Below are 27,000 nucleotides of genomic sequence, written 5' to 3'. Positions count from 1 at the left end.
TTTTTCTACATCTTATCGATAATAATTTGTCTTTTATACCACTGATTTAATTTATCTTTAGCCGTGCCTGAAAGGCGTTTTGTTTTCTTATTATAAAACCTAGAAAGGGTAGGTTGTGATATACCTATTTCTTTTGAAAGTTCTCGCATTGTAATATTTTTATTCACATGGAAGAATGATATTTTTTCTCTAATTGAATTTTCATAATCATCAACATCTAAAGTGTTATTTTCTATTTTCACTGGAGACTCTTCTTGTATGATCTCTACTGTTTTTTTCTTCGCTATTTTTTCTATTGAATTCATTAATTCTTTCGGCGGTAAAATGATTATACCTAACTGAGCATAATAGTTCTTAAACCAATTCTTCTTTGTTAACATTTCCTCTTTTAAATCTTCACTGTACTCCCAATGTGATATTACCTTTTCCTTCTCTAAATCAATAAGAACATTTTCTAACTGTTCACGGATACGATTTGGCTTTTGATTTTGATTTATACCCATGACAGCCAGTAATCCCTTATCTCCTCCTATAGAGTAAGGCCTTTTTAAACTAGAAAACATTTGACGAATTCTCCATTGCCAAGTTAAATAACGAATCAATCTCTTATGATATTTATGTCTATAACTATTATATTCTAACGCTTTTTTTGATAATAGTGCCGTTGTACTACTAGAACCATATAAATAACTTGATAAGAAGCTCCCTGGCTTAATCCTGCAAGATTCTATCCCCATATATTCGTTAGTGTTAGTATCTCTCCAGAGTACCACAGAATCTAATACAAAAAGCCTCTTAATAACTTCTCGCTTTACTTCATAATGTTTACCTGCTTCAGCTCGATCATTTAATACAACTACCTCATTATCATCATTTAAATAGATAAAAATACTTGCTAAGGCAGCAATACGTTTGGCAACCTTTATTTTATCTTCTGCTCGATAATATTCTGTGTTATTAGCCTTTGCTTTAGGTATGCTACACATTTCTAATACCTGATTATATGAAAAATCTATGAATTCATCAGGAGACTTTGCCTCTTTTAACCACTGAATAGTAATTGCATCTAAACAGTCAGCAGTTAAATCATCCATATTACTCATTACACCATCAACCAATGTATTCCAACGAGCAGCTTCTTCAATATTTATTAATCTTAAATCTTCATCTTTATGTGAAGAAAGTTGTGCAACTCCACTACTATCTTTCGTTTCAATTGGATAAGATTTCAACTTTGTATTTTCATCTTCTTCAAATTGATTCTTTGCTATGCCATCTCTTAATTTATAATAAACCGCAGAATTATTCACTTCATAGTAATTCTCGTGCTCTAAACTTGTATTAGATTCCTTTGGTTCCTGCACGGTTTCATTGTTTGCTCTTGAAAACTCTTGCTCCACAAATAATCCTATCGCCACATCAATTTCAATTTGGTAAGCTTCTATGTTGGTGAATATTTCCAAAGAGGAGATTCCCTTTTTTTGTTGCTGTTCAAGCCACTGTACAAGCATTGAAAATGATGGGGAAAAATAGTCCGAAGTTACGATCCTACTAGTATCTTCTTTAACTTCTAAGTAATAAGCATTCCATTTATACCACAATTGTTCATTATGTTTATAGATAGGTGCTGATATTACTAATGCATCTTTAAACAATTGTAGAACATTATCCATATATATCCTTCTCCTTATTTAATTTACAATTGAGAATGATTTAAACTTAAATCTATATAGCCTTATGATGTTCCTATTCATGAAAATAAAAAAGAATACAGTAAGTTCTAGCCAACCATCCCTTAGTGATAATCTAGCACGTATGCTTATAACCACTTCTTTTACTGATTATACAAGACTGTATCCATTTGGAAAAGGCAAGACGTTATAAGAAACCTAATATTTTTCAAGGAATTAGCTGAAACATGAAATTTTTTTGCGATATCATGTCCCTTTTGATTAAACATGAAAAAGCTAGGTTATTCATGTTTTAAAATTGCCCTTGTATATATGGTAATACTCATTAAAGTTTACATACAAAGTGAAAATTTATAGCGGTATCATGTCCCTTTTGACTAAAACATGAAAAAATCCAGTCTTACATGTTTCATGAAATTAAACTATATATTTTTTTTCATAATCTTTTCTACCCTTGATACAAAAGGGTTTCTTCTATATTCAAGGTATGAAACAAGAAAATTTATAGCGGTATCATGTCCCTTTCGTGTTTAATAAATCTTCTTAAATCCCTTATATACCATGCATTTATACAACATCTCCTCAAATTTCAGGGAATTATAGAACATGAAAATTTATAGCGGTATCATGTCCCTTTCTATCTGAAAAGATGAATCAATCCTAGCGGTATCGCGTCCCTTTTATAGATAACAAATTTCATATAAATCCCTTTAACATCAATGTTTATTAACGATTTTCACGTGAATTGTAATAAATAGAAATATGAAAATCCACAGCCCTATCATGTCCCTTATGTTTTTATGAAAATAAGCTTCCAATCCCATTAGGACAACGTTTATTAGCAGTTTATAACTCATTTCCTTGTTTATTTAGAACATGAAAATCCATAGTGATATCATGTCCATAAAAAAAATAGAACAAAACCCGAAACCCCTTGATATGAAAGGGATTAACGTACATTTCATTTTTTCATGTTTGCTCTTAAAGGGACCCATTTCATCGAATTTTGATTTGCTATAATTAAAATCGGTATATTTTATATTGTACGGATATGTATATTTTAATTTGTATAGGAGGTGAAAAAGATGAGCAAATCATTTGTTATTCGTAATCAACGTAGTCTGAATGGACAATCTACTAATGCGGTTATCGTTACATTAAAATCTTGGCAAGCACTTGTTGATGCATTGGAAGGAAAATACTATAGCTATAAAGATACATACCTTGAAGATATTATTAATCAAATGTCGTATGAAGAACGTATTGCGGATATCGATGGATTTGTTGCACAGGCAAAGCCATCTTTTTCACGTCATACTATTTCAAAGACAATGGGAAGAAAACATAAATTGTACGGTATTACAAATGCAGATCTTGAAGTATTCCTTTATCTACATAAAAAATGCTATACGAATGGTATTATTCCAAACGTAACAGTACATATGCTTTGGGAAGACTATAAACAATACAAAGAAGAATTGGCATGTATACAGCATTCTCAATTCTATATTGCATTAAGAAAATTAAGCCTACATAACATTATTACGATTGAAAATGAATTAGATAGTCGATACACAATTAAAATAACTCATTTTATGAATGAAGAAACAGAAAAAGCAAATCCTTATGTTTACATTAGTCCTGTAGTCTTTACAAAGGCTTTCTTTGAACTTTCAATAGCATCTAAGAAGCTATTCTTAGATATTGCTATGCAACAGCATAGAGAAACTACATTAAAACGTTCTTTAGACAAACAGGATGAAAGAGGTAATAAGACTCACTTTGGTGGAATGTACCGCTTTCTACATAAGAAGTATCCACATCAAATTCGTGCAGTTATGAAAGAACTAACGACTGTATTGCCTTGTACAGGAACTCCACTATTCAAAATCTGTAAACTACAAAAAGGGGTTCAAAACAAGAAAAAATACACGACTTTATTTTTATCTATTCATCCAGACTTCTTATGTGGAAAAGAATCAGGCGAACTACAGTATCGTGATCCTTTTACTCCAAAGGTTACATATGCCCGTAAAGCCCGATTTATTGAATCTACACTACAAGAAATGCATATTGGGGAATTTACACGAGACATGAATAAATTTATTCATGTACTTAAAAATACCTGTCATCGACAAATCCGTAGTGTAATACATAGTTTGCGTGACATGATTGATCGCACTGAAAAATATCCAAGTAAGTTAGTATATACACTGAAAAAATTACTGAATCAAACATCACAGTATCATATTCTTGATACCGCAGCTAAAGAAGGGATTTATCCTCTTATTACACAACACGTACCAGCAAAACAAAAAGAACAAGCTATATTTGATTTCGGATTGCATTTCTCTATGTACTCTCGCCGAAGCATCAAGAAGCTGTTCCGTAAAACATTTGAGTTATTAAAGAACAAATTTGCCGTACCTGTTACAGAGGAATCTTACCATCGTAATTATCTAAGATATCAAGAAGAAACATTATTTAGAAAATACGCTTATGAACAAGGTGCAAATCTAAATGCTTATATGGCTTTAGAAATAGAAATGCGTGAACTTCTAAAAATAAAAGGACATAAGGAACGCTTTATTCCTAGCGATGTACGTGAATTGTTCATTGAAAAGATAGATAAATTACCAAAAGAAAAGCTAAGGGTAATTGAAGTACCTGGTAGCATAAATTTAATTACCTTTATACGTGCCTTGGAACAGCTGATACGTACTGGAATTCAAGTAACATCAACTGAACAGGTATTAAAAGTAATGGAAGAAATGTAATCATTTTCAGCTCTCTATATTTGAAAAAAAATCAAAGTAGAGGGCTATTCGTGTTGGCTCTATCATTCAAAGTCTTTCTATTAGATACATTTATATACTTTTCTAAAAGATTCTATTGAAAATAGAGTCTTTTTTTATGCACTTTTATACAATAAAAGTTATTCATCATTCTTAATTTCCACAATAGTAACTTGAAAAGGTATCCAATACCTATATAAATAGAGATTTTACTCTACATAAAATCATAAGAAAAATTAAATTTTTAGTGGATATGTTTATAAAAAGTATCATTTGTGAATAAAAATATCATACCATTGTTGTTATATAAGGGTTCCATAAGTAAATCTACTAAAATTCATCAAGTTTTATGTGATTAAATATGAATAACTGAATTAAGTGGACTAAATTATGATTATTGTGTATAGATTGTGTACAAATAACTACAAATTGGGGACAACTATCGAGAATATCTTCTTATTTATGGGTGAATAAATATACTTATCAGTGAATTATTTTTCTTCATTTTTTATGTAGGAATAGTGGTATTATTTTATGATTTTATGTAGAAAGGATGGTACAACAAAGTCTATTTTTACACTCCCATTACATACCATTTATGATTTTTTACAGTAGGGCATGTTAAAAACATTGTCATAGCAAGCTTTATTCTATATTTCATGAACCTATATAAGTTTTATCTTTATATTTTTAATATATATATAAGATATATATTTATATAAGATTTTAAGAAAAGGGGGAATATTTCAGATAGGATGGGGACAAACAATATATTTTTAAATAAAAAACTATTTATATTATATATACTAATGTTTTTAAAATTTATTAATAAAAATTTTTAACTACTAAACACATTAAATAATAATAACTAAATTACATATAAGTGTTAAATATCATTTTAGGTATAGTTACCACCACAAAGAGATTTACGTACTATAACAAATTAATAGTTCTTTACACGGAGATGAATTACTGTTGCTTTAGGAAATTAATAGTTATAAACTTATAGGCAAAGTCAAGATCCTAGCTATAAGTTTGTAAAAATAGAGTATAAATTTATTATACTTTATTAAATTTTTTATACATGAATAGGAGTGATATTTATGCAACTAAAAAATGTAACACCTATGGGATTAAATGATGATGTATTCAAAACAATTATTAATAAAACTGAAAATACATTTCCATCATTTTTTTTCATTAATCCGTCAGGTAATGTTGTCATACCAAAATATTTGAACAAGGATATATGCATGTATGCAGTTTTCGGTGAAACAATGGTTATAATTGATAATGAAATTGAGATATTAAGGCATCAACAAATATTGTATTTTAATGCTGAGGTGTACATTGAATTGAGAAATAATACAACTGAGAATGTAATTGTATATATTGATGGTGTAAATAAGTAATTATTGATTAGAATTATTATAAATATTTGTGAAATACTTCACAAAAAGTACACAATAAAAAATAGTCATTTCATGTATAGTAGGAGTAGTTGAAAATTTCATATTATTATTTGTGAAATACTTCACATGATTTGAGCTTTTACTTAATAGGCAAGATGAAAACAATAAGTTCCAACATTTTAAATCTATTTTTATAGTGATCTGGAGGCTTTAATATGACAAACAAGACAGATGAAAAAGAAGTACAAGCAATGGTCAACGTAGTAATTAAAGATGAAAATGATGTACAAGAAGTTGTTAATACTTTAGTTGAAAATGGAAAAGAAGCACTAAAAGCACTAGAATCTTATACGCAAGAGCAAGTAGATCATATTGTTCATGAAATGGCACTATCTGGATTAGACCAACATATGCCATTAGCAAAAATGGCGGTAGAGGAAACTGGTCGAGGTGTGTATGAGGATAAATGTACAAAAAATATATTTGCAACTGAATATATTTGGCATAGCATAAAAAAAGATAAGACTGTAGGAATTATTCATGAAGATCCACATGAAGAAGTCATTGAAATTGCCGAACCAGTAGGTGTAGTTGCTGGTGTGACACCAGTAACAAATCCCACTTCAACTACTATGTTTAAAGCAATTATTGCAATGAAAACAAGAAATCCAATTATTTTCGCTTTTCATCCATCTGCTCAGCGTTGCTCTGTTGCAGCGGCTAAAATTTTAAGAGATGCTGCAATTAAGGCAGGGGCACCAGAGAATTGCATTCAATGGATCGAAAAACCTTCTGTTGAGGCAACAAAAAGATTAATGAACCATGAGGGGGTTGCACTTGTTCTTGCAACCGGGGGTGCTGGAATGGTGAAATCAGCATATTCTACAGGGAAACCGGCCTTAGGAGTAGGACCTGGGAATGTACCTTGTTATTTAGAGAAATCAGCACATGTAAAACGAGCTGTAAATGATTTAATTTTATCAAAAACATTTGATAATGGTATGATTTGTGCTTCTGAACAAGCAATCATTGTAGATAAAGAAATCTATAATAGTGTAAAAAAAGAAATGCAAGACAACAATTGTTATTTTGTTACCGAAGAAGAGAGAATAAAATTAGAGAAGCTTGTTATTAATGAAAATACATGTGCAGTAAATAGTGATATCGTTGGGAAATCAGCACATTATATTGCATCATTAGTAGGCATTAAGGTACCAGAAGATACAAAAATACTTGTAGCTGAAATTAAGGGAGTGGGTGCAGAATATCCACTATCACGTGAAAAATTGAGCCCAGTATTAGCTTGTATCAAAGCAAATTCACAAGAAGAAGGATTTAAATACTGTGAAGAAATGTTAAATTTAGGTGGCTTAGGGCATTCAGCGGTTATTCATTCTACAAATAAAGAAGTACAAAAACAATTTGGTTTAAGAATGAAAGCTTGTCGCCTTATTGTAAATTCACCATCAGCACAAGGTGGGATTGGTGATATATATAACGCATTTATTCCATCTTTAACATTAGGTTGTGGATCATACGGTAAAAATTCTGTTTCTCAAAACGTAACAGCTACACATTTAATAAATGTAAAGCGTTTGGCGAATAGAAAAAATAATATGCAATGGTTCAAATTACCACCTAAGGTTTTTTTTGAAAAACATGCGACACAATATTTAGCTAAGATGCCAAACATTTCACGAGCATTCATTGTAACGGATCCAGGAATGGTAGAACTGGGATATGTGGACACAGTTACACATTACTTACAACAGCATTTAAATGATGTAAAAGTAGGTGTTTTCTCAGAGGTAGAACCAGATCCATCAGATGAAACAGTATTCAAGGGTGCTGAGATGATGAGAAGCTTCAAACCTGATGTAATTATTGCATTGGGCGGAGGTTCAGCAATGGATGCAGCAAAAGGAATGTGGCTATTTTATGAATATCCAGAAACAAAATTCTTTGGAATCAAACAAAAGTTTTTAGATATTAGAAAACGTACATGTAAATTTCCAACACTAGGGCAAAAAGCACAATTTGTTGCGATTCCAACAACATCAGGAACAGGGTCAGAAGTGACACCATTCGCGGTTATTACAGATAAAAAAAATAATATAAAATATCCACTTGCTGATTATGAATTAACACCAGATGTAGCAATTATTGATCCACAGTTTGTAATGACAGTGCCACCTCATGTAACAGCAGACACTGGAATGGATGTGTTAACACATGCAATTGAAGCATACGTGTCTATTATGGCAAATGACTATACAGATGGATTGGCCTTAAAAGCCATTGATCTAGTATTTAAATATTTACCAAGAGCATATAAAAATGGAAATGATGAAGAAGCACGTGAGAAAATGCATAATGCTTCTGCAATTGCAGGTATGGCTTTTGCAAATGCATTTCTTGGTATTAATCATAGTTTGGCGCATAAGCTTGGACCAGAATTTCACATTCCACATGGACGCGCTAACGCAATCTTAATGCCGCATGTAATTCGCTATAATGCTATTAAGCCGAGAAAACATGCATTGTTCCCAAAATATGAGCATTTTGTGGCAGATGAACGTTATGCATATATTGCAAGAACATTGGGGTTGCCAGCAAGTACAGTAGAAGAAGGGGTAGAATCTCTGGTACAAGCAATTATCAGCCTTGGAAAAGAATTGAATATTAATATGAGTATTGCAGGACAAGGAGTAAAACAAGAAGCATTTGAAAATGTTGTGGATGTCTTATCGGAAAGAGCATTTGAAGATCAATGTACACCAGCAAATCCGAAACTCCCATTGATTTCAGAATTAAAAGAAGTCTATAAACAAGCATATAAAGGTGTGTAATAAGTTAAGTAGGTATAACTTTTTAAGTTCATAGATTTTGTATTTGATATTTGTAAATATATTGTATATGGGTGTTAAGGGGAAATATATATTATAAACAGCATTGTTTTAAATAGAACATCTAACAAAAATGCTGCCTAGATGACCTGTATGAAGGTAAGATGGGAGTGTACAAAGCTATGTCTAATTATAAGAAGTTAAATCAAGTAATTGAAAAAAAAGAGGAATTAATATCGCTTGTTAAGCAGTATGGATTCACTCATGAAAAGGTAATTTGTTATAGTAGAGAATTAGATTTATTACTAGATGACTTGATGAAATCTAATAGAAATAATAAATAAATAAAATTTATATAAAAAAAATATAAAATATAAATTTTTAAGATATTTTTAAAATAAAAGCGCTCTCCTACTTATAGGTGAGTGCTTTTTTATCTTAATTTGATCTATTTGGTGAGGGATTTTTAATTGCTAAAAACTTATGCGTGATAAATCTCACAACATAAATGAACATATAATTTTACAATATAGTATGTAAGTTGATGGGAGGCTTTCGTTTTGACAAATCGTGATTATAATAAAAACCCATTTATTGTAATATGGGAGTTAACAAGAGCATGTGAATTAAAATGTCTACATTGTCGTGCTGAAGCTCAGCATTATCGCGATCCTTTTGAGTTAACATTAGAAGAAGGAAAAAAACTAATTGATGATATATATGAAATGGATAATCCGATGCTGGTTTTTACTGGTGGGGATCCATTAATGCGTTCGGATATATATGATATTGCTGAATACGCGGTGAAGAAAGGTATTCGGGTTTCCATGACCCCCAGTGCTACTCCAAAGGTTACTAAAGAAGCGATTAAAAAAGCAAAAGATATTGGGATTGCTAGATGGGCATTTAGTATAGATGGACCAACAGCTGAAGTACACGATCATTTTAGAGGAACAGAGGGGTCATTTAAATTAACAATGAATGCAATTCATCATTTAAATGAATTAAAAATCCCTATTCAAATTAATACAGTTGTGTCTAATTATAATTTGAGTGTACTTAAAGATATCGCAAATTTAGTAGAAGAATTAGGTTGTGTGTTATGGAGTGTATTTTTCTTAGTCCCAACAGGACGTGGTAAAGAGAAAGATATGATTTCACCAATTCAACATGAAAGAGTGTTCCGCTGGCTATATCAGCTTAGTAAAACTGTTTCTTTTGATATAAAAACCACAGCTGCTCAGCACTATAGACGCGTTGTTCTTCAAGAAAAAATGAAGGGAATTAAAAAGATAGATCAAATTATTCAATATAGAGATGTATTGATGGAAGGGATGACGGACGGAGTTAATGAATTTGGACGCGCTCCAAAAGGAGTAAATGATGGAAATGGAGTTGTATTTATTTCTCATATTGGAGATGTATACCCAAGTGGGCTATTGCCAATTAAAACCGGGAATATTAAATCAACACCGATAGCTGAAATTTATCGAAACTCTCCTGTTTTTCAAAGTCTTCGTAATCCAGACAATTATAAAGGAAAATGCGGTGTTTGTGAGTTTCGATATGTTTGTGGGGGATCTCGTTCTAGGGCATTTGCGATGACGGGGGATTACATGGAAAGCGAACCTTTTTGTATATATGTTCCAAAAGCATTGCGGAAAAAGTGTAAGAATTGAGCATGTCTCTTTTTTTTAACCTGTTTTATAAATTTTTTTATTGTATATTTCCAGTACTTATGAGCAGATACTTTCCGCTCATAAATACTGGATTAGTGATGACTAATAATTGAAAAAAAGCAAGGGAATTATACTTATTTTAGGCGTATAATACGTTGATTTGAGCTTCCGCGAAATGGAAGAGTCAAATCTCTTTTTTTGATTTCAAATCTTCCATCAACTAAAACATCTCCATAATGTAACAGCTCAATCATATCTTTGTTTTGTGAGTTTTGTATCTCTTCTAGTGTATAGCCAGTGTAAATCCAAAGATTTTTGTTTAAACTTTTTACAGCCTTTGCAACTTCTTTGACCTCGATAGCTTGAAAAAATGGGTCACCACCTGAAAATGTTACATCAGTTAGAGGATTTGTGGAAATTTCTTTTATAATTTCTTTCACACTCATCTCGGTACCATTATAAAGATTCCATGATTTGGGGTTATGGCAACCTAAACAATGATGCGGACAACCGGCAAAAAACACAACTGTCCGTAATCCTTCACCATCTACTACACTATCATGAATAATATTCATTACCTTCATTTATGTTTCACACGATCTGCTTCTTCACTACGCTTTGCATTGTTCCATTTTGACATGTCCCCTACAAGATATCCAGTAATACGGCGAATTCTTTCAATATGATGATCTTCTATATTTCCACAGCTAGGGCACTCATTTTCAATCACTCCATTATAGTCACAACATTTACAACGATCCACTGGGTGATTAATTGAACCATATCCTACTTCATACTGTGCCATTGCTTGAACAATTTGTTTTAAAGCCATTTGATTATGCGCTGCCGCCCCATCTAGTTCAATATACGTAATATGACCACCGTTACAAAGAGCATGAAACGGTCCTTCTAAACGTATTTTATTAATTGCTTGAATAGGATAATAAACTGGAATATGAAATGAATTTGTATAGTAATCATGATCGGTTACACCTGTAATAGTTCCAAACTCAGCACAATCCTTTTTGATAAACTTCCCTGATAGTCCCTCGGCAGGAGTTGCAATTAAAGTGAAATTCAAGCAATGTTCTTCTGTTGCTTGGTCCATCTTATTTCTCATAAAGGTAACAATTTCTTTTCCAAGTTGCCATGAATCTTTATCTTCCCCATGGTGTTTTCCTGTTAAGGCAACCAAGCATTCCGCAAGTCCAATAAAACCAAGGCTCAATGTTCCTTGCTTTAAAATCTCAGTAACTGAGTCTTCCGGTTGTAGTTTTTCTCCATTGCGCCAAATCCCTTGTGAATATAGGAATTGAAAGTCTCTTGCCTTTTTTGTGCATTGATATGAATATCTTTCTAGCAATTGACGAATGCCAAGTTTGATATAATGATTTAACGATTCGAAAAATCCCTCTTTTGAATCATTTATTAAAGCCAATTTTACTAGATTAATAGAGGTAAATGATAGATTTCCCCTGCCAATTGCTGTCTCCTCACCATGAATATTAGACATCACACGAGTACGACAACCCATATAACATACTTCACTTTCTGGGTGCCCATTATAATACGCTGCATTAAATGGCGCATCTAAAAATGAAAAGTTAGGGAACAATCGCTTTGCTGTTGTTTCTAATGCAAGTTCAAATAAATCATAATTTGGATCTTTTTCTTCAAAATTCACACCTTTTTTTAACTTGAAAATTTGAATGGGGAAAATAGGAGTTTCACTTTTTCCTAATCCCGCTTGTGTTGCCTGTAGTAATTGTTTAATTAATAGCCTTCCTTCCTTTGATGTATCTGTTCCGTAATTAATTGAAATAAACGGAACTTGTCCACCACCACGGCTATGCATACTATTGGAATTATGAATAAATGCTTCACATGCTTGATATGTATCGTTTTCTGTTTCTTTCCATGCAAACACTTCGATTTGTTCCTTTGTTAGCGGATAGTCTTTTAACTTTTTCTTATTTTTTTCAAATGTTTTCCTCACATATGGTGCTAAATCTATATCAAACATGGCAAGAGATTGCCCACCATGCTGCATATTTTGATTAGCTTGAAGAATAATAGACGAGAGTGCTAATGCACTTTTAATATCTTGTGGTTGTCTCATATGGCCATGTCCAGTGTGGAACCCTTTTTTCAGCAATTGTGCTAAAGGAATTTGTGAACAAGTGGTTGTTCCTGTTGCATAAAAATCTAAATCGTGTGGGTATAAAATATTTTGATTAATAGCTTGTTTTACTTGTTTAGAAAGCAAATGTTCCCTTACATAAAGTTTTGCGCTCTCTGATGCAAATGTTCCCATCATTCCCATTGGAGATCGACCATCAACATTTGCATTTTCTTGCATTAAGTCTTGATCGTTACTGTTTATAATTTTATCAAAAGTTGTCCATAAAGTATTTTTTTGCTGTTTTACATTGTCTGAGTTGTTCATAAAATTCACTCCTTCTCAATATATAGTATTTAACATCGATAAATAATACTATATACAGTGCATTTCTGCAATGGTACTAATAAATGAAGTATGTAATCTTTTCTGTTTAGAAGAGACTAAATCTAGAAGTTTATCGTATTACCTTGCTCATAAAAAATAAAAAGATATAGAATGATTCAATTATTTATAGATAAAAATTCTTTTGTTTTAGGTTCAAAGAGTGAGGATATGAATAGAGAGTAAAAACACACTGAACAATGTTTTATTTTATCATTTTAGCCAAGAAGACTCCTTCCTCAAGGAGCGTGAAGGGTCACAGCACAGTGAGTAGGTGGGAGATGAATTGTTCGACATATAGAAAGTGTTACTCCACTATCTATCGAATATACGTTCGGTGTATAATAGTCATATACCGAAATGGAGGTGAATGAAATGATGATTAATAAAGCCTATAAGTTTCGTATCTATCCAAATCAAGCACAAGCAATTCTAATCAACAAAACGATTGGTTGTTCTCGCTTTGTATTCAATCATTTCCTATCCTTATGGGATCACGCATACAAAGAGACAGGAAAAGGCTTGACCTATGGTACATGCTCTGCCAAACTACCTGCCATGAAGAAAGAGTTTGTTTGGCTAAAAGAAGTGGATAGTATTGCGATTCAGTCGTCTGTCCGCAACCTTGCGGATGCCTATACACGCTTTTTCAAAAAACAAAACAGCGCCCCGCGCTTTAAATCTAAGAAAAACAACGAACAATCTTATACCACAAAACAAACAAATGAAAACATTGCTGTTATAGAAAACAAAATTAAATTGCCAAAACTAGGGCTTGTTCGATTTGCCAAAAGTAGTGAAGTAAAGGGACGTATTGTAAATGCTACAGTTAGACGGAACCCTTCTGGTAGATATTTTGTGTCATTGTTAGTTGAAACAGAAGTACAAGAACTTCCGAAAACAAATTCTTACATTGGAATAGATGTAGGACTAAAAGATTTCGCTATTTTGTCAGATGGAAGACCCTTTAAAAATCCGAAGTTTTTCCGATCATTAGAAGCTAAGTTGGCGAAAGCATAGCGTGTTCCTTCTAGAAGAATGAAAGGATCTTCTCGCTGGAATAAGCAACGAGTAAAGGTAGCTAGAATTCATGAATACATTTCAAATGCTAGAAAAGATTACTTAGACAAAATCTCAACTGAAATCATCAAAAACCACGATGTTATCGGTATTGAGAATTTGCAAGTATCGAATATGTTAAAGAATCACAAGTTAGCAAAAGCAATTAGTGAAGTGTCTTGGTCGCAATTTCGATACATGTTAGAATACAAAGCAAAATGGTACGGCAAACAAGTCATTGTCGTATCGAAAACATTTGCTTCCAGCCAATTATGCTCTTGTTGTGGATATCAGAACAAAGACGTTAAAAATCTAAACCTACGTGAATGGGACTGTCCTTCTTGTCGTACACACCATGATAGGGATATTAATGCAAGTATCAATATAAAAAATGAAGCGATAAGGCTTCTAACCGCAAGGACTGCGGGGTTAGCCTAATCAACTAGAGTTCGATAGAACTCTTTACTTAGGAATCCCTCACTTCTAAACGAAGTGAAAGTGGGGGTAGTTCAAAAAATAAAAGGTATAAAAATAAAATGCAGTGATTTCACTCACAGTATTTTTTTAAAACATGGTTTATCTTATAAGAGAAGAGTGAGTATGAGAAATTCATTATATTTTACTATTTGGGATGGGTATTCCCTAAATTGGTGGAGTATGATTACCAGTGGGGGGGATTCTCTCACTGGTAAAGTTTTTTATCTATAAATTTAATGATATACATGCTAATTCTTATCATTCTTACGTAACATTTTGATAAAAAATTAAATGTGAGGTGTGGAAGAATGAAGTTAATTATTCCAAAGCAGCATGGAGCCTGGGGAATGCTGCTTATTCCATTTGTTTTAGGTATTTTAACTGGTAAATGGACATGGTATCATATACCTCTTTTTTTAGCGTGGTTTTTTGTGTATTTAGCTACATATCCCTTATTAATGTATGTAAAACAGCCGCGAAAGAAGTATTATTTGTATTATTTTTTTCTGTACTTTGGTGAGGCTTGTATATGTACAGCTATTGCTCTTAGTTATGAATGGCGTATAGTTTACTTTTCTATTATTATGCTCCCGTTTTTTTGTATAAACATTTATTTTTCTAGCAAAAAAAATGAACGAGCCTTATTAAATGATGTATGTGCAATTCTTTTGTTTTGTATAGGGGGCATTATAAGTTATTACTTCACAATGAAAACAGTCGATAAAAATATATTGATAATAGCGACTATAACATTTTTATATTTTATAGGAAGTACGTTTTATGTAAAAACAATGATACGTGAAAAAAAGAATCCAACGTATCGCATTCTGTCATGGTGGTACCATCTATTACTTGTGATTGTTACACTTATTTTATCACCAACGATTACCATTATTTTTATCCCAAGTTTGATACGGTCTATAGTACTGTATGGAAGGAATATTTCAATCTTAAAAGTGGGGATTTTAGAGAGTATAAATGCTATTTACGTTTTTATTACAACAATAATAGTATTTAAATATTTTGTCTCGTAAAGACTAATAATGATTCATATTGTTTATGTTATATTCATATATTAATTTGTTTGGATTAATTGTTGTATTAATGTTTTCTCCAATCCTGGATGTAGAAAGGAATGTATAAATAATGACTTTTTACCAAAAATTAATGCCGTATTATGATGAAATTTTTCCAGAAAATGAAAAACAATTGAATTTTATTGCTTCATATTTACAAGAGGGGGACTCCGTAATTGATGTAGGTGCGGCAACAGGGAATGTGGCTAATGCATTAGTTGAAAAAGGAATGATTGTAACTGCGATGGAACCAGAGAAGAAAATGGCTGATAAAATTTCTGAGAAGGCTATAGCCCATAAGGGAAGACTTTTTGTAAATACACTTAGAATGCAGCAAATAGACGATGTGCCTGGGATATTTGATGGTATTTATTGTATTGGAAATACGTTGGTTCATTTGGACAATGTACAGGAAATTACTGATTTCATTCAACGTTCTTTTAAAAAACTTAAGAAAAATGGAAAGTTCATAGTTCAAATTGTAAACTATGAAAAAGTATTAAATCAAAAAAATTTCATATTTCCAGTAATTACGAAAGAACATTTCTCATTCAAACGAGATTATGCAATAGTGAGAAAAAAGGTACTATTTACTGTAACATTAAATACAAATGGTGAAGAATTCTCAAATAGTATAGAGTTATATCCAATTACAAAAAAACAATTACTTCCCATATTAATAGATTGTGGATTTGAGTCAGTAGAAACTTACGCTAATTTTGATAAAAAAATATATTCACTTGATGGTCCGGCATTAGTAATTGTAGCAACAAAATAAATTTTAAAAACACCTGAGTAGAAAGCTGTTACTCAGGTGTTTTTTTATTAATTTTTTTAAAATGTGATTCTAGTCCTCTTTTAATTATAAAAAAGTTTATATAATTCAGTGGTAAATCGAATCTGATTGAGGAGGAATTGAGTTATATGGGCAAAGAAATTCAGTTAACTAAAGATATATATTGGGTAGGAAAAGTTGATAATAGAGAAGTTCCATTTCATCGTTTAATCTTAGCAAAAGGAACAACTTATAACGCGTACTTGCTAAAAACGGAAAAACCAACAGTGATCGATACAGTTGATATAGAGTTTGGAAGAGAATTTGTAGAATCATTAAGTAAATTAATTGATCCACAAGAAATTCAGTATATCGTAGTGAATCATACAGAACCCGACCATTCAGGGGGATTGGCAGCATTAGCATCAAGAGCTACTAATGCAACGATTGTATGTACAGAAATTGCAGTACCAGAAATACAAGAGATGTATAAACTGCATAATCGAAAGTTTTTAGTAGTAAAAGACGGTGATACATTAGATATTGGTGGAAAAACATTGAAATTTAAAGAAACGCCATACCTTCATACTGAAGAAACAATGATTACCTACTGTGTAGAGGATAAAATTTTATTTCCTTGTGATATTTTTAGTACTCATATAGCAAATGACGAGATTTTCAGTGATAAAGCGAATGTAGATATTACGGAAGACTTTATTGGTTATTATAATGCCATTATCCATCCACATAGAAGATATGTAAGAACATTAATAGAAGCTCTAAAAGATTTGGATGTACAAATGATTGCACCATCTCATGGCTACATTTTACGTCAGGATATACAGAAGTATATTAAATTATATGCGGATATGAGTAGAGATACGAATCAAGATAAGAAAGTAACAATTGTATATACAACAATTAAAAATAATACAAAAAAAGTGGCAAATATTATTAAAGAAACTTTAGAAGCAGATAATATTCATGTAACAGTATTTAACGCTGATAAATCAAAAAAATTAGAGGTTTTAAAGAGTATCCAAGAAGCAGATGCAGTCTTCATAGGATCTTCAACTAGATATGCAGATATAATTGGTAATTTAGAAGACATTTTAAAAGAAATCACAGAAATGAACCTAGAAGGGAAAATTGCAGCTTCATTCGGTTCATATGGTTGGAGTGGAGAGGCAATTGAAGTGATACAAGATTACCTCAATGAAACAAATATGAATGTACAAAGCACATCAAAAGTTATCAAATCTACAGGTATGACTCATGTTGAATTTCCTATTCGGATTAGATTCTCTCCAAGAGATGAGGAGAAAGTAAAAAAAATCCAACATGCAACAACATTTGTTACAGATTTATTATTGAGTTCTATTTAATAGAAAAATGGAGGTGAAAACATGGAAAAGAATTTTGTTATTATTGGGAGTGGTGTAGCGGCTGTAAATGCCGCTAAAACTATTAGAGAGTATGATAAAGGATCAAATATATTTATTTTTGGTGAGGAGCCATCACTACCTTATAAAAGAATTAAATTATCAAAGGATCTGTATTCAGATTTACACAGTGAAAAAGTGTTAATTAAAAAGAAAAAGTGGTATCAAGATAATCACATATCAGTTTTTATAAACACAAAGGTGGTAAAAATTAATACAGATGAGCAATTTATTGTTACATCCAATGAAGCGGTATTTTCTTATCATAAACTATTAATTTGTACAGGAGCGAATAATAGAAGATTAGAGATAAATGGAATTAATAAAAAAAATATTTTTACTATTAGAGACATGAAAGAAGCAGATGAGCTTAAAGGTCATTTAGAGGACAAAGAAAGTGTTGTGACCATTGGTGGGGGTGTACAAGGGTTAGAAACAGCATGGTCTATTCTGAAAGCTGGTAAAAAGGTATCCATTGTAGAAGTAGCTCCTTTATTAATGAGAAGACAATTAGATACAAAATCTTCGCTTCTCTTGAAACGAAGAATTGAAAAGGAAGGAGTAAAGGTGTATTTAAATACTTCTATTGATTCTATTCTCGGGAAAGAATCTGTAACTGGCATAAAGATGAACGACAATTCTCAAATTAATTGTGATAGTATTGTTTACTCAATTGGCGTTACTCCGAATACTAAACTTGTACATGATACGGCTATTAAATTAAATAGAGGAATTGTTGTGGATGAGGAGATGAGAACAAATATAGACTCCGTATACGCCGCGGGAGATGTTGCAGAAGTAAATAATGAAATTGAAGGCTTATGGGGGACTGCCTTGGAACAAGGCAGAGTAGCAGGTAGTAATATGGTCTCTAAAACTGCTATTTATAAAAAAGAAATTCCAACCACTATTTTTAACGCATTCAATGTATCTTTATTTTCAATTGGAGTTGTTAATGAAGAGCAATGTGATACAACAATTGTTGAAGAAGACGGTAAGGAGAAGTATACAAGGTTATTTATTAAGGATAATAAAATAGTCGGTGTGATTTCATTAGAAGGAGTTGCTGCATCTATTTCTTACAAATCTGCGATTGAAAAGCATGTGTCGTTAGAAGGAATAGATTTATTAAATACAAACATAAGTGAAATAATGAACAAGTTAAAAGAAAAAATATAAATCTGTACAAAAAGGAGAGGAAATCATGAAAAAATACATTTGTTTACCATGTGGATATATATATAACCCAGAGGTAGGGGATCCAGATGAGGATATAGAACCAGGAACAAGTTTCGAAGATTTACCAGAGGACTGGGTTTGTCCTGTGTGCGGAGAAGATAAAAATCATTTTGCACCACTAGATGAATAAGAAGGAAAAAACAATGAGAATACTGCACAGTATTCTCATTGTTTTTTATATTTTTGAATGTGATTCTGGTCACAGAAATATTCTTTGAAAAATCCTATAATAGTTATGTAGCAGATACTTATACCGATACAGCCATTTTCGGTACACTCTATAGGGCCCTGGCGCCACCCTTTCTCCTCAGGGCCTTATTTTTCTATGCCATATTCAAAATATGTTTATGAAGATAGTGTATATCACTGTCTTTATAAACATATAGTTGTGATTGGGGTCACTGCAATATTTGATAAAAATGTCTATAATAACCTTGGATATCATTATATTTTTAATTCTATAGTTAAAGTAAGGTGAGAAAATATGGACGATAATCATAAAAAATCAAGAGAGCTTTGCCCAAGAAAAGTACTAATTTTTAAGACCCTTTCCGAAGAGGAAATTAGTAATATAGCTTCAATGACAAAACATAGGAAGTTTAAAAAGGGTCAGCCATTAATTCTTGAGGGAGATAAATCAGATACATTATTTATTATTAATAGTGGACAAGTAAAGCTATGTACATTAACTCTTCAAGGGAAAGAGCAAATATTGCATATACTAACAAGTGGTGAATCCTTTTGTGAATTAAATATATTTAATTATGATGAAAAAAGTAATTTTAGTGCGTATGCTATAGAAGATACTCATATCTGTATGCTAAAAAAAGAAAATATGGATTATATAATGGAACGAAATCCAAGTATTGCATTAAAGTTGTTAAAAGTTGTCACAAAACGTTTAGCTAAGATAGAGAATTTAGTGCAAAATTTAGCTACAAACAATCCTGAAGTTAGAATTGCTCACATATTATTGGAGTTTTGTGATAAATATGGCAAAAGTACTGAGGATGGAATACTTATTAACTTGCCATTGACACGAGAGGAATTGGCAAATTATGCGGGGGTAACAAGAGAGACTATTAGTCGTAAATTGAATAAGTTTGAAAGTTTAGGACTAATGGCCTCTGTTGGAAATAAGAAAATAATAATAAAAAATCAGTTAGCTATTAGAAGACTTATCAGTTTCTGACAAAAGCCCCCTTTCTCAGAATATAAAAGAGGAGTTATTACAAATTAGCAAGTATTTTAATTGTATAAATTCTTAAAATCATTATATATGAGGAAATCACAAAAAGGGAATATGTGTTACCAATCGGTTTAATTGATAAGGTATGGATTTTTTGAGTCACAGAATATCACATGCCTTATAATCAAACGTGAACTACCCGCCACTTAACTTCCTAACGGACTGTTTGAAGTGGGGGCTTCTCGGTTAGTCGTTACTTTTGGTAGCTAACGAATTCGTCCTAAGACAGCCGAGCTAACTCCCTTGTTCCAAGGGTTATTTTATTGCTATCTATGCTAACGCCAATAGGCGTATTGCTTCATTTTTGATATTGATAGCTGCGTTATAATCTCTATCGAGATTTACACCGCATATACAAGAATAGACTCGCTCAGACAATGACATATTTTTCACATTTCCACAACTGCTACATGTTTTTGTGGAAGGAAACCATTTGTCTATTTTCACAAGCTGTTTGCCTTGTTCATTTAGTTTATAAGCTAAGAAAGAAGTGAACATACCCCAAGCATTATCAGCGACGCTTTTTCCAAAATGAAGTGCTTGCGATATTCCCTTCATATTTAGATCTTCAATAGCTACAACATCAAAATGAGTAGCTAACTCTTTAGACTTATGATGAAGGAAGTTCTTACGTTGGTTTGCTACTTTTTCATGCAGCTTAGCTACACGGATACGTTGTTTATTCCAACGCCCTGAACCTTTTGTACGTCTTGATAATACTCGTTGAGCCTTTGCTAATCGGTCTAACATTTCACGATAGAACTTAGGATAATTGGCTCTCTCATCCTCAGAACTGACGTATAATTGATCCATCGCAAAGTCTAATCCAACAACTGTTTCTACTTCTTTTTGTACGATCTCTTTTTCGTATTCAGTCAAAATGGACACATAGTATTTACCAGTAGGTGTCATAGAAATCGTACATGACTTGATTATATGGCCTTGTGGTATTTCTCTATGCTGTTTGATACGTACCATTTTCAGTTTTGGCAATTTGATATGACCGTTAAGCAACATAATATTTCCGTTCACTACATTCGTTGTATAAGACTTTCTGTCTTTTTTGCTTTTGAATGTTGGGAAGTCATTTTGACCACGAAAGAAATTTTTATAGGCAGTTTGCAAGTTTAGTTGAGCATTTGCCAAAGCTAATGAATCAACTTCTTTTAACCACTCAAATTCTACTTTGTATTTCGCAGGAGTGGGAAGCTTTTGTTTCTTTAGTTGATCCTTATCATTTTTATGTTTTTCATACGCTTCTTTCCGTTCAGCTAACATTCTGTTATACACGAAACGTACACAACCGAAGGTTTTACGCATAAGATGTGCTTGGTCTTCTGTTGGATACAAACGGAATTTATATGCTTTATTCTGCTTTGTCATATCATTTCACCTCACTTTTCACTTTGATTTTCAATATATGTTTTTACTACGTCTATTGGCGAACCACCAGTAGTTAGCAAGCAAAAACTTCTTGACCAAAACATCTCTTTCCAAAGTTTCTTTTTCACTTGTGGAAAGTCTCTTTTAATAAGTCGAGAACTTGCACTTTTATAAGCATTGATGAATTTTGTCATTTCTGTATTAGGGTGTGCCTTGAACAAAATATGAACATGGTCTACATCATGATTCCATTCAACTAATGTGATGTTATAGTTTTCAGATAGTCGAACAAACATATCTTTTGCATAGTCTGACATATCATCATCAAACACATTTCTTCTGTATTTCACGACCAACACAAGGTGATAATACAACAAGAATACTGAATGGTTATTACTATCTAATTTCATTTATATACCAACCTTTATCATTTATAAGACTGATTATATCAGAGGCAAAATAAAAAGGAAAACCTTTTGGCTACGCCAAACCGAAATTCATCTCCCACTTACCGTTGGGCTACGCCCTTCACACGCTTGAGGAAGGAGAATTCTTTCCGGAAATTCGTTAAATTAATACTTTAATTTAATACGTAACGGGGTTGCAAATGTGTCAATATTAAGGTGTTCTCTTTAACAAGTTTTCAAAGGTTTAAAACTCTTCTTAAACAATTATTAAGAAGAGTTTTTTTGATAAAAGTTATAAAGAATTAGTTTTAATTAACTAAGAAATTATGCAAAAAGAGTATTTGTCTGTACATTTGTTATATGCTCGGCCAATACAGTAGCTTGTGCATGGAGGGGAGCTGGAAATCCTAATGTAATCCCATTGTGTTCAGTGCATTCACCAATTGCATAAATTAATTTATCATTTGTTTGCATATACTTATTAACAACTATGCCACGTTTAACATATAAGCCAGCTTTTTTTGCTAAATGTGTATTAGGTCGCCTACCAATAGGTATTACAATTAAATCGTATTTTTTAATAGTGCCATCTTCGAATTGGATCCCCTCTGCATAGTCTGTACCTAGGATTTTAACCGTGTTTTTTTCCATGAGAAATTGAATCCCTTTTGCTTTTAGCTTGTTACATAGTAATGAACAAGCCAAGATATCTTGTTTTGCCATTAAGTGTGAACTGAAATGAACTACGTGGACGTCTATTCCAAAATCAAGTAATTTTTGTGCAATTTTTAGACCGAGCAGGCCATTACCAATAATAATAGCTTTTTTTGCATGCTTCTTAATATTTAATAGAAATTGGATTTCTTCAGTTGTTCTAAGTTTATTTACTCCCAATAATTGCAGTCCTTTAACGGGAAAAATAAAAGCAGTAGATCCTGTTGCAATGATGAGTTTATCGTAGAAAACAATACGGCGTTTATCTGTAACAATGACCTCGTCCTCACGATCAATTTCTATTACCTTTTCGTTTGTAAAAAGCTTAATATTATGTTGTTTGTACCAATTATATCGCTTTTGTATTCTATTTTTAATATCTACTTGTAATGAAATAGTGTTTATTTGATTGTAGAGAGGATAGAGTTCATCACTGAAAATAGAAATGCTATACATATTAGGATTTTGTATTAAAATCTCTTCAATACAGCGTAAACTAGATATACTATTACCGATTATTACTAAGCGTTTTCGTTTTCTCATATCAATTTCTCCTTTCGATTGTGAAATATTGAGCAATGATGTTCGTTCATATTATAACAATTTTAAAAAGCAGATTGCTTGATATATAGTTTATTTTAAAATATGTCACAAATTATCTTTATTCGGGTAATGAGATACAAAGATGATCCCATTAAACTCATAGGTTAGAGGAAATTTTAAAAATGTTACTAAGATATTTCAGATGGAAAATGTTGAATATGTTTGCTGCTAGTAGCATTTCTTCAATTTTTAAAGAATAACGCATACAAACACACTGTAACCTTATAATTAAAGTTTTTTTATGTATAAGTGCGAATAATTTCCTGATAGGTCACTATACAAGTAAGTAAAAATTAAGATGGAGTGCTTTTCCTAAACATGATAAATTAAAAATTTTTATACCAGATTAATTATTCTTTTATTCTATATTGACTAGGTATATTCGTGTATTATGCACCTTCTAGGATTTAGTGAATATAGCAGATTGCACATCATTTGAATCATTTTGTAAAGTGAGTATGTTTATTTTGTGAAATATTGAACAAAATCTTGAAAGTGAATATTGAAACATGTAGTTTATTCTTAGGATTATTTATAATAACCATGAACTAAAGGAGTGTGTAATTTTATGTTAGAACAAGGGATAGCTGATGCTATAAAACTTGCACAAAAGAAGAAACAAATATTAGATATAAACCCAATACAATATTTTGTTCGTGCATTACTAGCCGGCATCTATATTGGATTTATTATAGTATTATGTTTTAAATTAGGGGATTTTTTTCACGTTGTAAATTCACCTGCAACTTATTTAAGTGCTTCTTTATTTTTTGGAATTGCACTTATATTAATAATATATGGTGGAGCGGAATTATTTACTGGGAATACAATGTATTTTACAATTTCGACCTTACGAAAAAAAACAACGGTCTTAGATACTTGTCGTAACTGGGGTGCTTGTTTTTTAGGTAATCTGGTAGGTGCAATATTTTTTGCGTTATTATTTTATGGTACTGGTATTTTTGATCAAATTGAATATGAACATTTGATAAGTAATGTTGTTGAAGTAAAAATGAATACACCGGCAATACAGCTATTTTTCAAAGCTATTTTATGTAATTGGCTTGTTTGTCTAGCATGCTTCCTTCCTTCTCAAGTAAAAGGGGATACAGCAAAAATAATTGTTATGATGTTATTGGTTTTTACATTCTTTTTATCTGGATATGAACATAGCATTGCAAATTTATCGCTATTTGCAATCTCCCTGGTATCGCCACATCCCAATACTATTTCTTTTAGTGGGGCTATTTATAATTTAATTCCAGTTACAATTGGAAATATTATTGGTGGATCTGTATTTGTTGGCATGGTATATCATTATATAACCCAAAACAACCCTACAGCTGAACAGAAGGGCGATTTAGTTGAATCTCAATGTGAGGAAAACATCCCATTACAAACACAAATAAAAATTTAAGCTACTAATATAATCATTTTCGTATAAAAATAACATAATTATTTTGAATGTTATTTTTATATCAGTTGGCCTAATTAGCCGGAAATACCGTTTTAATAATTCTTTTAAATATATTTTTTTCTTTTATAAAATATATTATTTGTTTTTGTTAGACATATAAGGGAAGGGAAATATACAAAAAACATTCACAACTTATGTGACCTAAATTTGTTAATATAAAATGCAAGATCACATGTCGAATTTATTACAGAAAACTCTAAAAAATCAGTGGGAGGTTTACTAGAAAATGAATTTTGAAAAAGTTTGTTTGGTATAGAAGTGCTTTTAGGGGGTTATTGCTAAAATAGGTGAAATAACCTTCGATATACAAAATAAAAATTTGCAGTAATTAGATTTGAATGAAGATAATATAAGCATGAATGTCATTATGAAAAGTGATAATCCGTTAGTGAATCTTAATAAAAATGTAAGCGTTAACAATTTTATTTAACTAGATGTATAAACTAGATTTTTCACAGAATATCAAAGAATCTTTGAAATGTAGATAAAGAAAAATTATCTTATCTAGTGAAGCTATACATAATATTTTTTTGAGTTAAATAAGAAATAATGTTGGAGCAAAATTTGCTGGAAATACATATGAAAAGGAATTTAAGTTTAACTATGTGGTATTGAACATTAATGTATTTCGAGTTCATTATTTGTTTATTCAAAATCAATTAAATCTCTTTTTATTAGAATAACAACAATGCACAAAAACATAACATAAATAGTGAGGGATCTATAAATGAATAAAAATATTAATCGTGTAGTTTTAATTGGTACAGGGGCCGTAGGATGTAGTTATGCATATTGTATGATTAATCAGGGCCTGGCAGAAGAATTCGTTCTTGTGGATGTAAATGAAGCAAGAGCAGAAGGAGAAGCAATGGATTTAAGTCATGCAATTCCTTTTTCACCATCACCAACAAAAGTATGGAAGGGTAGCTGTGACGACTGTAAAGATGCGCAAATTGTTGTAATAACAGCCGGATTGCCACAGAGACCAGGTGAAACACGTTTAGACTTAGTTGAAAAAAATACTAAGATTTTTAAAGAAATTATACGTAATGTCATGTCAAGCGGATTCGATGGTATTTTCTTAATTGCAACAAATCCAGTGGACATTTTAACATATGTAACTTGGAAAGAATCTGGGTTGCCGAAAGAACGCGTAATTGGTTCAGGTACAACGCTTGATTCTGCACGTTTCCGTTACATGTTAGGAGAATATTTTGAGATTGATCCTCATAATGTTCATGCGTATATAATAGGTGAACATGGTGATACGGAGCTTCCAGTTTGGAGTCATGTGTCAGTTGGCGTTCAAAAGCTACAAACCATTTTAGAAAATAAAAGTCAGTATAATCAAAGTGACTTAGACGAAATTTTTGTTCGTTCACGTGATGCGGCCTATCATATAATCGAACGTAAGGGAGCAACCTGTTATGGAATTGGAATGTCTTTATTACGTATAACAAAGGCAATTCTACATAATGAAAATAGTGTGTTAACAGTATCTGCATACCTTGAGAATAAATATGGTCATAATGATGTGTATATAGGGGTTCCTGCTGTTATTAATCGCGAAGGTATTCGAGAAATTATAGAAATTGAGTTAAATGCGGAAGAAAAGTTTAACTTTAATCATTCTGTACATACATTAAAAGATACCATGTCACCAATACTATAAGATGAATTTATCGTATAACATTATGTCGAATATATAAATTCTTAGCAACAGTTTAAAGGTACCTCATCTAATATACTCTGAAAGCAAATAGTATAGAAAAAATGTTTGTTTAAATAGAAATAAAGTACTTTCATCTTGTAAAGAATCATTTTCTAAACATTATTAAGAAATTAAGATTCTGTACGACATTAGTTCATAATATATCAAGATTGAACGTTTTTAGAAGCGACATAATTATTTATAGCTAAATATGTTATGATTTTCACAAAAGGTTGATACCTTTTGTGCATAGTTTCCTTTAAGTCACTAAAGACATATATATTTTATTAAATAAAAAGCACTTTTTTAGAAGTTAAGAAAGTGCCTTTTTATTTGTTAATAAACATTAGAAATCTATTAAATTACATACATTTATGGAAGAGAGTTATTTCTATGTGCATCTGGCTATCGTTTAATTACATTCTTATTGGACGTTTATAAAACAACGAGCATACAGTAGGA

19 protein-coding genes and 1 pseudogene are annotated in these 27,000 nt (G+C 31.6%); 14 read left to right on the top strand and 6 right to left on the bottom strand.

Annotated features, from left to right (window positions below; genetic code table 11):
- Nucleotides 1-5: 5 nt before the first annotated feature.
- Complete coding sequence (locus NST86_RS31485; protein ID WP_000370964.1) at nt 6-1,673, bottom strand: helix-turn-helix domain-containing protein; 1,668 nt, start codon at nt 1,671-1,673, stop codon at nt 6-8.
- A gap of 1,103 nt (nt 1,674-2,776) precedes the next feature.
- Here NST86_RS31485 and NST86_RS31480 point away from each other — a divergent pair.
- The 5 genes from NST86_RS31480 to NST86_RS31460 all read left to right on the top strand — a co-directional run bounded on the left by NST86_RS31480 (nt 2,777) and on the right by NST86_RS31460 (nt 10,423).
- Complete coding sequence (locus NST86_RS31480) at nt 2,777-4,468, top strand: hypothetical protein (RefSeq protein WP_000045390.1); 1,692 nt, start codon at nt 2,777-2,779, stop codon at nt 4,466-4,468.
- A gap of 1,121 nt (nt 4,469-5,589) precedes the next feature.
- Nucleotides 5,590-5,898 (top strand): hypothetical protein, encoded by a 309-nt coding sequence (locus NST86_RS31475; protein WP_001176239.1) that lies wholly within the window; start codon nt 5,590-5,592, stop codon nt 5,896-5,898.
- Nucleotides 5,899-6,149: 251 nt separating this feature from the next.
- The gene (gene adhE / locus NST86_RS31470; protein WP_074596623.1) at nt 6,150-8,747 is read left to right on the top strand and encodes a bifunctional acetaldehyde-CoA/alcohol dehydrogenase; all 2,598 of its coding nucleotides are present in this window, start codon (nt 6,150-6,152) and stop codon (nt 8,745-8,747) included.
- A 179-nt stretch (nt 8,748-8,926) separates the two neighbouring features.
- A complete protein-coding gene (locus NST86_RS31465) occupies nt 8,927-9,088 on the top strand; it encodes a Spo0E family sporulation regulatory protein-aspartic acid phosphatase (protein WP_002099070.1) in 162 nt (53 codons plus the stop codon).
- Between the two features lie 216 nt (nt 9,089-9,304).
- Nucleotides 9,305-10,423, top strand: coding sequence for a TIGR04053 family radical SAM/SPASM domain-containing protein (locus NST86_RS31460; protein WP_086391232.1), 1,119 nt, complete (start codon nt 9,305-9,307; stop codon nt 10,421-10,423).
- A 134-nt stretch (nt 10,424-10,557) separates the two neighbouring features.
- Here the strand turns inward: NST86_RS31460 and nrdG are convergent, their stop codons facing one another.
- Both nrdG and NST86_RS31450 read right to left on the bottom strand, forming a co-directional pair.
- Nucleotides 10,558-11,007 (bottom strand): anaerobic ribonucleoside-triphosphate reductase activating protein, encoded by a 450-nt coding sequence (nrdG, locus tag NST86_RS31455; RefSeq protein ID WP_000867051.1) that lies wholly within the window; start codon nt 11,005-11,007, stop codon nt 10,558-10,560.
- Nucleotides 11,004-12,869 (bottom strand): anaerobic ribonucleoside triphosphate reductase, encoded by a 1,866-nt coding sequence (locus NST86_RS31450; RefSeq protein WP_001065549.1) that lies wholly within the window; start codon nt 12,867-12,869, stop codon nt 11,004-11,006. Before NST86_RS31450 ends, nrdG begins: the two co-directional genes overlap by 4 nt.
- A 432-nt stretch (nt 12,870-13,301) precedes the next feature.
- Here NST86_RS31450 and tnpB point away from each other — a divergent pair.
- From tnpB to NST86_RS31415, 7 genes and pseudogenes are all read left to right on the top strand, one after another.
- Nucleotides 13,302-14,423 (top strand): annotated as a pseudogene (gene tnpB / locus NST86_RS31445) (IS200/IS605 family element RNA-guided endonuclease TnpB).
- 347 nt (nt 14,424-14,770) lie between these two features.
- Entirely contained in the window at nt 14,771-15,496 is a 726-nt protein-coding gene (locus NST86_RS31440; protein WP_000766863.1) for a YwiC-like family protein, read from the top strand.
- Between the two features lie 112 nt (nt 15,497-15,608).
- A complete protein-coding gene (locus NST86_RS31435) occupies nt 15,609-16,316 on the top strand; it encodes a class I SAM-dependent methyltransferase (protein WP_000145189.1) in 708 nt (235 codons plus the stop codon).
- Nucleotides 16,317-16,462: 146 nt separating this feature from the next.
- A complete protein-coding gene (locus NST86_RS31430) occupies nt 16,463-17,698 on the top strand; it encodes an FprA family A-type flavoprotein (RefSeq protein ID WP_000513994.1) in 1,236 nt (411 codons plus the stop codon).
- A gap of 21 nt (nt 17,699-17,719) precedes the next feature.
- The gene (locus NST86_RS31425) at nt 17,720-18,934 is read left to right on the top strand and encodes an NAD(P)/FAD-dependent oxidoreductase (RefSeq protein WP_050822663.1); all 1,215 of its coding nucleotides are present in this window, start codon (nt 17,720-17,722) and stop codon (nt 18,932-18,934) included.
- Nucleotides 18,935-18,959: 25 nt separating this feature from the next.
- Nucleotides 18,960-19,124 (top strand): rubredoxin, encoded by a 165-nt coding sequence (rd, locus tag NST86_RS31420; RefSeq protein WP_000759867.1) that lies wholly within the window; start codon nt 18,960-18,962, stop codon nt 19,122-19,124.
- Between the two features lie 354 nt (nt 19,125-19,478).
- Nucleotides 19,479-20,186, top strand: coding sequence for a Crp/Fnr family transcriptional regulator (locus NST86_RS31415; protein ID WP_000342564.1), 708 nt, complete (start codon nt 19,479-19,481; stop codon nt 20,184-20,186).
- Nucleotides 20,187-20,513: 327 nt separating this feature from the next.
- On the opposite strand, the gene NST86_RS31410 is transcribed toward NST86_RS31415, so the two are convergent.
- The 3 genes from NST86_RS31410 to NST86_RS31400 form a co-directional block, all read right to left on the bottom strand.
- On the bottom strand, nt 20,514-21,626 hold the full coding sequence (locus NST86_RS31410; RefSeq protein WP_340935250.1) for an RNA-guided endonuclease TnpB family protein: 1,113 nt from the start codon (nt 21,624-21,626) through the stop codon (nt 20,514-20,516).
- Between the two features lie 11 nt (nt 21,627-21,637).
- A complete protein-coding gene (gene tnpA / locus NST86_RS31405; RefSeq protein ID WP_000762752.1) occupies nt 21,638-22,036 on the bottom strand; it encodes an IS200/IS605-like element ISBth16 family transposase in 399 nt (132 codons plus the stop codon).
- A 321-nt stretch (nt 22,037-22,357) separates the two neighbouring features.
- Nucleotides 22,358-23,290, bottom strand: coding sequence for an FAD-dependent oxidoreductase (locus tag NST86_RS31400; protein WP_086392595.1), 933 nt, complete (start codon nt 23,288-23,290; stop codon nt 22,358-22,360).
- A gap of 628 nt (nt 23,291-23,918) precedes the next feature.
- On the opposite strand from NST86_RS31400, the gene NST86_RS31395 reads away from it, so the two are divergent.
- A complete protein-coding gene (locus NST86_RS31395; RefSeq protein ID WP_086423966.1) occupies nt 23,919-24,767 on the top strand; it encodes a formate/nitrite transporter family protein in 849 nt (282 codons plus the stop codon).
- 787 nt (nt 24,768-25,554) lie between these two features.
- On the top strand, nt 25,555-26,499 hold the full coding sequence (locus NST86_RS31390) for an L-lactate dehydrogenase (protein ID WP_081143960.1): 945 nt from the start codon (nt 25,555-25,557) through the stop codon (nt 26,497-26,499).
- Nucleotides 26,500-27,000 lie beyond the last annotated feature (501 nt).

Source organism: Bacillus sp. FSL L8-0199 (genome assembly GCF_038005705.1).
Taxonomy (GTDB): domain Bacteria; phylum Bacillota; class Bacilli; order Bacillales; family Bacillaceae_G; genus Bacillus_A; species Bacillus_A cereus.
Note: the sequence above shows the minus strand (reverse complement) of the source record. Positions and strands in the feature narration are given on the sequence as shown.

What these genes read in the sequence shown, in the direction of transcription:
- NST86_RS31485 (WP_000370964.1), bottom strand. Translation starts at nt 1,673, where the DNA reads ATGGATAATGTTCTACAATTGTTTAAAGATGCATTAGTAATATCAGCA.
- NST86_RS31480 (WP_000045390.1), top strand. Translation starts at nt 2,777, where the DNA reads ATGAGCAAATCATTTGTTATTCGTAATCAACGTAGTCTGAATGGACAA.
- NST86_RS31475 (WP_001176239.1), top strand. Translation starts at nt 5,590, where the DNA reads ATGCAACTAAAAAATGTAACACCTATGGGATTAAATGATGATGTATTC.
- adhE (WP_074596623.1), top strand. Translation starts at nt 6,150, where the DNA reads ATGGTCAACGTAGTAATTAAAGATGAAAATGATGTACAAGAAGTTGTT.
- NST86_RS31465 (WP_002099070.1), top strand. Translation starts at nt 8,927, where the DNA reads ATGTCTAATTATAAGAAGTTAAATCAAGTAATTGAAAAAAAAGAGGAA.
- nrdG (WP_000867051.1), bottom strand. Translation starts at nt 11,007, where the DNA reads ATGAAGGTAATGAATATTATTCATGATAGTGTAGTAGATGGTGAAGGA.
- NST86_RS31450 (WP_001065549.1), bottom strand. Translation starts at nt 12,869, where the DNA reads ATGAACAACTCAGACAATGTAAAACAGCAAAAAAATACTTTATGGACA.
- NST86_RS31440 (WP_000766863.1), top strand. Translation starts at nt 14,771, where the DNA reads ATGAAGTTAATTATTCCAAAGCAGCATGGAGCCTGGGGAATGCTGCTT.
- NST86_RS31435 (WP_000145189.1), top strand. Translation starts at nt 15,609, where the DNA reads ATGACTTTTTACCAAAAATTAATGCCGTATTATGATGAAATTTTTCCA.
- NST86_RS31430 (WP_000513994.1), top strand. Translation starts at nt 16,463, where the DNA reads ATGGGCAAAGAAATTCAGTTAACTAAAGATATATATTGGGTAGGAAAA.
- NST86_RS31425 (WP_050822663.1), top strand. Translation starts at nt 17,720, where the DNA reads ATGGAAAAGAATTTTGTTATTATTGGGAGTGGTGTAGCGGCTGTAAAT.
- rd (WP_000759867.1), top strand. Translation starts at nt 18,960, where the DNA reads ATGAAAAAATACATTTGTTTACCATGTGGATATATATATAACCCAGAG.
- NST86_RS31415 (WP_000342564.1), top strand. Translation starts at nt 19,479, where the DNA reads ATGGACGATAATCATAAAAAATCAAGAGAGCTTTGCCCAAGAAAAGTA.
- NST86_RS31410 (WP_340935250.1), bottom strand. Translation starts at nt 21,626, where the DNA reads ATGACAAAGCAGAATAAAGCATATAAATTCCGTTTGTATCCAACAGAA.
- tnpA (WP_000762752.1), bottom strand. Translation starts at nt 22,036, where the DNA reads ATGAAATTAGATAGTAATAACCATTCAGTATTCTTGTTGTATTATCAC.
- NST86_RS31400 (WP_086392595.1), bottom strand. Translation starts at nt 23,290, where the DNA reads ATGAGAAAACGAAAACGCTTAGTAATAATCGGTAATAGTATATCTAGT.
- NST86_RS31395 (WP_086423966.1), top strand. Translation starts at nt 23,919, where the DNA reads ATGTTAGAACAAGGGATAGCTGATGCTATAAAACTTGCACAAAAGAAG.
- NST86_RS31390 (WP_081143960.1), top strand. Translation starts at nt 25,555, where the DNA reads ATGAATAAAAATATTAATCGTGTAGTTTTAATTGGTACAGGGGCCGTA.